General features: G+C 34.3%; 4 protein-coding genes. All 4 read right to left on the bottom strand.

Annotated features, from left to right (window positions below; all coding sequences use genetic code 11):
- Positions 1-145 precede the first annotated feature (145 nt).
- Complete coding sequence (locus N4A35_01220) at positions 146-610, bottom strand: T9SS type A sorting domain-containing protein (protein MCT4580010.1); 465 nt, start codon at positions 608-610, stop codon at positions 146-148.
- 108 nt (positions 611-718) lie between these two features.
- On the bottom strand, positions 719-2635 hold the full coding sequence (locus tag N4A35_01215; GenBank protein MCT4580009.1) for an OmpA family protein: 1917 nt from the start codon (positions 2633-2635) through the stop codon (positions 719-721).
- Positions 2636-2654: 19 nt separating this feature from the next.
- The gene (locus tag N4A35_01210; GenBank protein MCT4580008.1) at positions 2655-3566 is read right to left on the bottom strand and encodes a type IX secretion system membrane protein PorP/SprF; all 912 of its coding nucleotides are present in this window, start codon (positions 3564-3566) and stop codon (positions 2655-2657) included.
- A 28-nt stretch (positions 3567-3594) separates the two neighbouring features.
- Positions 3595-6057: gliding motility-associated C-terminal domain-containing protein (locus N4A35_01205; protein ID MCT4580007.1), on the bottom strand; the 2463-nt coding region annotated here is incomplete at its 5' end.

The raw sequence follows: 6057 nt of genomic DNA, 5'->3' as shown, positions 1-6057 counted from the left end.
TTCTTATACCTACAGAAGTGTCTTGTATAAGATCACCATTTGCATTACGAACTAAAGCTTGATAACTCATTAATTCAGGAGCTTGAGAAAATGAAATGAGTGACACAAAGAGAATAAGTGCTGAAAAGTATAGTTTTTTCATAGATTATTTTTTTGAAATTTTATAAGAAGTGATTATTGAATTGTCTTTAAGGATATTTAAAATATAAATTGAAGTTTCTAACGAAGTGAGTTCAATTTTAGATTCAAGCGTATTAAATTTCCCAGATATAACGTTTCTACCAGATAAATCGATTAATTGATATTCTAAATTCTCAACTGAATTGAGATGAATATTCAAAAAATTATCTGTAGGATTAGGGAACACTTTTGTAACCAAATTTTTAAAGGCTTCAACTTTTAAGACTTCAGAAACTTCATAAGGTATTTGAGTTCCGGTAGAAGAACTTCCGCCAGTTCCTGTGGCTTCTTTAAAATGTATCAGACCTACTGAATAAGTAACTTTTCCATTAGAAGATTCACTTTCGTTACCAGCTGAGAGTACATTTTCTTGTGCAGAAAGTTGAAAAGTAAAACCCATTATAGCAAAACATAGAAGAATTTTTTTCATAAATAAATGGTATAAATCAATGCAATTTTAAATGTAAGTATATTCTATAAAAAAGCCTATCATTTTAACAAATGATAGGCTATTAAAAAGCAACTATGTTATAATATATTATTTTTGAGTTTGTGGACCGCCACTAACGATAATAAATTCAGAGCGTCTATTTTGTTGGTGTTGTTCATCTGTACAATTAGCACCACACGCTACTTTAAGTTCGTTTTCGCCTTTACCTTCAGCAGCGATACGAGAAGCATCAATACCTTTAGAGATGACGTATTGTTGTGTGCTTTTAGCTCTACGCTGCGATAGTCTTTGATTGTATGAAGCAGGACCTCTACTATCCGTATGCGATGTTGCATTGATAACTAAATCTGGATATTTAGTCATTATCTGTACCAGTTTATCTAACTCAAAAGCTGCTTGAGCAGTAATGTTAGATTTATCAAAATCAAAATAAATAGGATTTAATACGATTACTTCTGGTGCGATAATTTTTTCAATTGGGTCTAAAGAAATCTGAACATCAAGTTCTTCTTCGCTAGTACCTTTTACAGGAACTTTTTTGCTTTCAAAATCTTCCATTACCACTTCTAGTTCAGAATCTTTTTCACATTCTACGATAAATTCAGCAACACCTTCAGCATTTGTAGTCTTTGATGTTACTTTATTACCTTCTGCATCATATAATGTAACAGATGCACCATTAATTGGTTCTCTGGTTTTATCATCTAGAACGGTTGCAGCTATTAAGACATCACAAAGCGGTTGCAGCTTTTTAACGGCATATACATCATCACTTCCTTGCCCACCTTCTCTATTAGAAGAAACAAAACCTTCTTCAGTTTCTTCATCGATCATAAAAGCAAAATCATCAGCATTACTATTAATAGGAATACCAATATTTCTTACAGGAGCCATTTTACCATCAATTTCTAAGGTGTAAAAGACATCCATTCCACCAAGACCTAAGTGACCATTAGAAGAGAAGTATAAGGTATTGTTACTACTAACATAAGGGAACATCTCTTGACCTTCAGTATTGATTTTTTGTCCTAAGTTTTCAGGTTCACCTAATGTGCCGTCTTCATTTATAGAGGCTTTATAAAGGTCAAAATTACCATATCCACCAGGCATATTAGAAGAGAAGTATAAGGTAGAACCATCTGGGCTCACTGACGGGTTTTTTACAGAATAGTTTTCGCTATTAATTGCTAAACTTTCTACTCTATCCCAATCATCACCTAACTTAGTAGCTTTAAATAAATAAAGTTGACTATATCTTACATTGCTTAAAGAATCTTTTTGAAAATCTTTTTCAAAATAACTTTCTCTAGAGAAATACATAGTTTTACCATCTGGTGTAAAAGAAACTAGACCTTCGTGAAATCTTGTGTTGATTTGGTTATTCACTAAAGTAGCATTGGCATAAGAACCGTCTGCATTTTTAGTTAAGGTATAGATATCTAAAAATGGTTGCTCATTCCAACCATAAGTTTTACGATTGTCATTTCTTGCAGAAGTAATATAAAGTTTACCATCGTTAGCAATACCACCAAAATCGGATTGCGATGAGTTAAACCCAGCATCTTGAACATTAAACTTTTTACCTTGTTCTAAAATTTTAGGTAAATAATCAGGGTTTTTTCTAAATGCTGTAGCTCTATGATCAGAAGGACGCATAGAAGCAAACTTATCCATTTGAGCATTAGATTCCTCATATTTCCCATTAGCTTTTAGCATTTGAGAATATTTATAAGTCATCTCAGGATCTTGGTCGCTTTCTAAAGCCTTAGCGTACCATTTTTCAGCTTCAGTAGTATTAAAAATATTATAGTAACATTCCGCTAGTTGACCATAGACATATGGGGAACCATTACCTTTGTCAATTAGTTTTTTATAGCTTTCAGCCGCATCTACATATTCGTATCTAGCAAATTCTTTATCGGCTTTTTTTGTGTTTTTGTTCTGAGCAGTTAAGCATAAACCACTCAATAAGGTGATAAATAATAGTGTTTTTAAGTTTTTCATAATTGTTTAGCTTAACGGATTAAAAGTATCTAGGTGAACGAGAAACACGTTTCGGGAAATTAAGGTCAAATAATAGCATCACCTCATGCGAAGCTGGTGCATATGCTTTAATGTCTGACGATACAGCATCGTAAGCATAACCAACTCTAAATGAAGGTGAAAGCGCAAAGTTAACTAACCCTGAAAACGAATCATCTAACCTATATGACGCTCCAATTTCAAACTTTTTAAAGAACCTAGCATTAAGGTTAACGTCAAAAGAGGTTGGTGCATCAAATGCTGATTTAACCATAAAAGAAGGTTTTAATTCAGTATTTGGTGATAAGTCAAACACATAACCACCAGTTAAGAAGTAGTGCTGTGTTTCTGAACCAATTTTTCTACCATCGTTATCTAAATGAACCGATGATAGTAAGTTAGGAACAGATAATGATAGGTAATATTTATTGGTGTAATAAAAGAAACCAGCACCAATATTTGGTGTAGTTTCGTTAATACCCATACCAAAGAAAGGGTCGTTTTCATCAATTACATCTACATTTCCACTAGTTAGGTTTATATCATGGAATGTAGCCCCTGCTTTTACACCAAATGCCAAACGATGCTCACCACCAAGTTTAAGAGTGTACGATACATCAACATAAGCGTTTGTTTCTTTAACTGGACCAATTTGATCTGATATTAAAGAGAGGCCTAATCCTAGGTTGTTTCCTATTGGGGAATGTACAAAAGCGGTGCCTGTTTCTGGTCCGCCAGGTATACCACTCCATTGATTTCTGTATAATAATCCAAAAGAGAGATTTTCTCTAGAGCCAGCATAAGCTGGGTTCATAACGTTCATATTATACATGTACTGTGTGTACTGTGGATCTTGTTGCCCATACATTTGAAATGCTAGAAGCAAAACCGCTATTATCGTGAGTTTTTTCATTATAATTTAAGTTGATTCTGTTAGTTGATTATCTATTAATATATACCCATGCGCTTCTTTGCTTCGCACCACCTTCATAAACTACAGTATAGAAATAAGTTCCTACCGGTAGTTCTTCACCATCATTACTTTGACCTACCCATTCGTCTATATAGTTACGTTTAGAATAAACAAGTGTTCCGTTTCTGTTAAATATTTCTAGTTTAACAACATTAAAACTACTTAAATCGAAACTATCATTTTGTCCAGGGCTTACGCCAGGTGATATACCTTCTGGGAAGATACAAGACTCTAGTTCTATAACTTCAGTGGTTATAGTTTCACTACAACCAGTTGCATTAAATGTTATTTCAGCTGAGTAATCACCAGCAACTAATACAGTATCTAAGGTTAATCCATTTGCACCAACAATTGGATCCCCATTTAATAACCATGTTACAGTAACATCTGCTGCTGTAAAATTATCTGGGGTAATTCCAATAGTAATAGGACTTGTTGCATTTGGGCATACTTCGTATGTATATGATGTGTCAAAAGTTGCTTCTGGTAATGTACCTACAATTAAATCAAAACTATTTGTAACATAACAACCTTCATAATTTACTGATTCAACACGAACGTAAATTGTTTCACCTGAACTAGTGTAAAAAGAAGGTAAAGCATCAACATTATTTTCAGCATCGTTTTGAGAGCTATGATAAGTAACGTTGAAGCTAGATGCATCTTGTCCGTTTAAGACATCTAAAGTGTGTGATGCTAAATCAAATTCAGCTTCAATTCCATCTCCACATTCAGTATAATCTACACTACTAGCAGTATGACTAGGAGCAGTAATAATCAAATCAAAAGAAGCTACACTATGACATCCTGTTATATTGTCTACAACTCTAACATAAATTGTTTCAGCATTTGTTCCTATATAAGGCTCATCTGTAATAGCATCAGTATTTGTTTCAGCATCATCTTCAGTTAAATGATAGGATATCGTATGGTCATTAGGGTTTAAATTGCCTAATACAACAGCATCATTATCACTTAGGGTAAAAGGTGCTTCAGTGGTTGCGGAACAACTTTCTAGATCAGAAGGGTCTTCAGTAAGAACAGGTGGTTCAATAAATTCAACAAGTATTTCATCCATTAAGAAACACTGACTAGAGAATATTACTTGAGCAGTATACAAGTCTGGCTCTGTAACAGTTAATGTTGAAGAAGTTTCACCATCAATAACTAAACCATTTTTAAACCAAAAGTGCTCAAGATTAGGTGCACCAGTATCTAAAACTACAGGTTCTCCTAAACAAGTAGCTCCTCCAGACGATATAGTGATGTCATCGCCTAAGTCTAGCTGACCAAGATCAAAACTACCAGCCTTTAAGAAAACACCTGAATCAAACGCAGAATCCCTATCATCGGCAATAACCAATTTTATATGATAGGTTTCACCAACATTTACTGCAGATTGTGCAGTAAACACAGTTGTTCTACCATCAAAAGAAATAGGCGGTAAATTATCTGGAGTATAACCTCCAAAATATTCTTCATTTTCAGCACCACAACTCGTATTGGCTTGATGAATGTTTGTTACTAAAATTGGTGTGGTTGTGTTAGGTAAAACAGCCAAGTTTGTAGTTACATCATTAGAGTCGGTTAGAAGAAATGCAAATGCATCAGAATAATTACATTCAAAAGATCCGCCATTGTATTCTTCTGAAGCCATTAAGAAATCAAAACTAATTTCTTGTGCAAGAGGTACAAAATCAAATTCAATTATCGTAGCATTATTTGTTGTAGTAGTAAGGCCAACTGCGTTTTCTAAATCTGTGTCTCCAGGCCATGCCGTTGTTCCATCACTTAGGTTATTGATATTTGGTCCTGAAGCTAGATTAGCATCACCAGTAGTAAGAATAATACCTTCGTCAAATGGGAATCCAACTCCATCTCCTTGCATTGAGAAATACCCTATACCATTTTCCTCACCATAATCAGTTCCTGTAGAATAGGTAATATTTGATATTTGTGCACATTCGCCACCAATTAAAATATCTTCAACCAATTGTTCTACGGTATAAGTAGTTTGATCAACGATAACATTATTAAGTCCAGGTCTTATACACAAATCAAACGTTGTATCTTCACTAGAGCTACCTGCAGAAAATACTCTGATATAATAGGTGTTTCCAACTGTTAATATAGGAGTTACAAAAGCCTCTTCATCGGAACAATATAATTCAGTTAGAGAGCCACATGTTCCTTCGTAAACACCATGGTCTAAATTTGTGGTTGAGCCATTTATATTTTCCAATGAAATAATGTGAGTTTCATGGGTTGCTTCAAATTGAAACCACACATCATCATCAGGGTTGCCACCACAACTACCATTTGGCACACCAGAAGGTGTTGCTGCTAATAAAGTGCCTGGTGTTACAACATCACAGCTTTCGTCTGTGTTTACTAAAGCTACAGTAGCATCTATACAATCATCATTACTTGG

The organism is Flavobacteriales bacterium, from assembly GCA_025210295.1.
Classification (GTDB): Bacteria; Bacteroidota; Bacteroidia; order Flavobacteriales_D; family Parvicellaceae; genus S010-51.
Note: the sequence above shows the minus strand (reverse complement) of the source record. Positions and strands in the feature narration are given on the sequence as shown.